Annotated in this window: 3 protein-coding genes and 1 pseudogene; all 4 read right to left on the bottom strand. The window is 46.9% G+C overall.

Translation table 11 applies throughout. The features are described 5' to 3' along the window. The coding region (locus QLG09_RS22210; RefSeq protein ID WP_282489418.1) for an ADP-ribosylglycohydrolase family protein at positions 1-823 on the bottom strand (823 nt) is incomplete at its 3' end. Next, a complete protein-coding gene (locus QLG09_RS22205) occupies positions 820-2,154 on the bottom strand; it encodes a PAAR domain-containing protein (protein ID WP_044867268.1) in 1,335 nt (444 codons plus the stop codon). The genes QLG09_RS22205 and QLG09_RS22210, both read right to left, overlap by 4 nt. A 2-nt stretch (positions 2,155-2,156) precedes the next feature. Further along, positions 2,157-2,951, bottom strand: a complete 795-nt coding sequence (locus QLG09_RS22200; RefSeq protein WP_032678391.1) for a DcrB-related protein — start codon at positions 2,949-2,951, stop codon at positions 2,157-2,159. An 11-nt stretch (positions 2,952-2,962) separates the two neighbouring features. Next, positions 2,963-3,447: pseudogene (locus tag QLG09_RS22195) on the bottom strand (type VI secretion system tip protein VgrG); the annotation flags it as partial.

The following is a 3,447-nucleotide window of genomic DNA, read 5'->3' as shown; positions in this document are numbered from 1 at the left end:
TGACATAACCACTTGAACGAATCTGATCGCGAGTTTTTTGCTTATATTCACCCGCATTTATGATCATTACACGCGCGCATAATGGGAAAACATGAGGGGAAAAAGCTTCTTCTTTTTTATAACCGTTAATTAAATAGTGCAATACCAATCCGAGAAATTGGCATGCATTAATTGACTCTACCGCGCCATGAGTTGCGCGACTCTGAGCCTGGGATTCGAAGTAAATCGCGCGCAGCGATTTTCGACGAAAGATAGACACCGGAGCTTGACGAATAACCCCAGCATTACCAGCAGTGTGTTTCTCGGTATTACCATACCAGGAAGGCCCAATACGCAAATACTGTTCAAGCGCAAATCGCGTCGTATTGCCAATATCGAAACACCGACCATTACTGCTATTATCACCGTTAAGATACCATTTAACGAGATATTTTCTAAGTATATCGGTATGCATTCTGTTTTCTGAAAGATAAGTTTCCGCCAGACATAATGCCATGGACGTATCATCCGTCCATTCACCGGGTTTTAAATGAAAAGGTCCGCCACCAATCATATCCGCTACATGTTCACTGTCTCTTTTCTTAAACTCAAGAGTAGTGCCAACTGCGTCCCCAACAGCCAAACCGACCAGCGCCCCAAGTGCTTTATCACGTGAAATATCTTCAGTCGTAATTAAAGGTAATGTTTCATCCCAGGCTTGTGAAGAACTCAAACCATCAATACCGTCATTTTTTATTGCCTTACGGACATTAATTGGCATGTATGTACGATAGCGATCGGCATAATGATTGATTACAGAGTCTTCAGTATGAAGGTCGATCATGGTATTTCCCTTAATTCTATATTTGTTATCCCAAGTTCATCTGACCTGCTGATAACCTCAAACGATGTATTAGGCTTAAATAGCACTTCAGTCTCTGTTGCATTGAATTCTGAAAGGAAGTCAATTTTCCGGCCGGAAAAACCTTCAATACGCATTTGGATAGGACCGCTGAAGCCTTGATTAACATCAGTACTAACAAAGGCTGGATCGATAACTGTTTTGCCCGGAGTATATCCATCCAAGATGTGTGAAGGTAAGCTGTTCATCCCGCGGTATGTCTCTCCACTAAAAGCAGGAAGCTGGTCCAGGCCATCATTTATATGTTGAGTAAATGCTTCCATTTCTTTAGTCATTGGTTTCATACCTCGTAATGCTGGGTTTACCATTTGGTAGCCAGGATCGGTAGTATAACCATACAATGCGCCTACTTGCTCATCACTGAGTAAAGCAGACAAAGCAGGATCACGATTATCTGCCAATTCTCTGCCACGAGTAATCCATTTTTCAGCTCGTTGTTTCCCTACGGCTTCGCTTAAGCTCATCCTCGGCGAAGCTGGGGCTGTAATGGGTTCCGCACTAACGCGCGGCATTGATTTACCAGCTCGCCACGCATCAAACCGCGCCCCGCCTTTCATGCCAGCCCCGCCGCCGATAACCGAGCCGATCAGCATCCCCCATTTCTGACCGTCGCTACCTTCGCCAAACAGCATCCCACCTGCGTAGCTACCAACCGTTCCACCCCCCATCGCCCCGAGGGTACTCAGAAGTGCGATAGCAGGACTGGCGAGCACCGCCATGGCTCCGGCACCAACGGCGAGCATCGTCCAGTTTACCCATTCCGGGATTTCAGGACTTATTTCATCGGTCTGGACCTTGCTTCCGCCGATAATAACATTACGCGATCCCTGACTAATCTCAGCGCTGCATGTCAATTTATCGCCTGTGCGAGAGGCGGGGAAGTTGTTGATGTAAACTTTTATCGAACCTTCCGCGACCCGTTGCAGGCTGCCGCTGTGCTCATCACACTCTCCGGCTGATAGATGTGCGCGGATCGCCTTTCGGCTGTTGATAAAGACATTGGGTGAACCTTCTTTCAGCGTACCTGTCGTGTGACGCGGTGCCCATGACATACTGCCGAGGAGTTCACCCAGCCCACCCGCAGCACATGCCCCAGCCGCAACGGCAGAAACAGCAACCAGCGCGGTCCCTCCGGTGACGACAACGGCAGCAGCGCCCAGAATTGCCCCACCCACCAATCCTGCGATCATCCAGCCTTTTGAGGCTGTATGAGCAATCTCATCATCTACGCGTGCGGCCAGACATTCTGACATAACTATTCGGCTCGCTGTGCCATCAGATACCCACGTATCCGATCGGGTGTATTAAGTTGGTCAGAACCAGAGACCTGGCGGCATACGGAAAGTTGTGAAAGCAAGTGATGTGATTTGTCTGAGGAAGTCGTCCAGAGCGCATAACGAAGGGGTTGGCTGTCCGGAACGGGTGCAATACTGAGTGGTTTACCTTTTTTTTCATAAAGCAAATATTGACCCTCTTTCGCCCGCTGAAGCGAAAGATGTCCATAAAGTTCCTGAATGTTTTCAAAGACACGGAGAACTTTACTCTCACTATCAAGCGCAAAAAAAGGCCCCTGGCTGTCGGCAGCGAGCATTTCTTTGGGATCCGTTTGAGCAGGTTTGTGAAACTTAATACTACGGATAATTTCCTGGTATTGATTATGATAATAATCGCTAAATTCGCCCGGGCATGTACCGATGTAACACACCATCTTTTGCCCGCCAGGATGGTCAGCGAGTAAAATCACCGTCTGCTTCTGAAAAATGACCGAGTTATCATTTTTAAACTGATAAAAAAGCTCTACCGCCGGATGACCATCAACAGAAGTCATCTGAGAGGATTCTAGACGAAAGTCGGGCACTGTAATTTCCAGTTCATGCGCCAGTCGGGTAGCCGCATCATGGACTTTATCTTCGTTTTTTGCCGTCGCACGAGAAACAACAAAAGTAAACTCGCTAGCTCCGTTATCACTCATGGTGAATAAATTCATGGTTCTGTCTTTAAATACATCGGGTAAGGCGAGTGTTGCTTCCTGAAGAATATAATCAGCCATTCGGGTTACTCTTACTTGTTGCCATTAATAACAAAAAAACTATCCACTTCCTGTTGGATTTCACCCTGAAGGGATGCACCAGGCGGATCGATGACATTTCGTGCGTCATCAGGGTTCAAATGCAATTCGCCGGAAAGCGTATTAATTTGTGCGTTCTGTTTTGCAGTAAAGTTAAAGTTATTACCAATGATATGAACGCTACCGTCTTTTGATAGCTCGATGGCGCTTTCACCACATTCCAGTCTCAGCGTATTACCTGCGGAAAGTATAAAATTATTAACGACCTTATCGTTTCGACTGTTCCCCGTCAGGCATACCACATCGCCTTTAATCCCTGATTTCTGGTTTTTCGCTACCCGTAAGGTTTCATCTTCACCAACAAACTGGGTTCGATTTTTTTCAGTAGAATGTGTTTCGTCGTTTTTGACGTTAATATCCAGATTGCGCTCGGCCTGGATCCACACCTGCTCTGCACCCGCCTTGTCCTCAAAGCGCA

It is taken from the genome of Enterobacter sp. V89_11 (assembly GCF_029967775.1).
Classification (GTDB): domain Bacteria; phylum Pseudomonadota; class Gammaproteobacteria; order Enterobacterales; family Enterobacteriaceae; genus Enterobacter; species Enterobacter ludwigii.
This window is presented reverse-complemented; position numbering and strand designations above follow the sequence as displayed.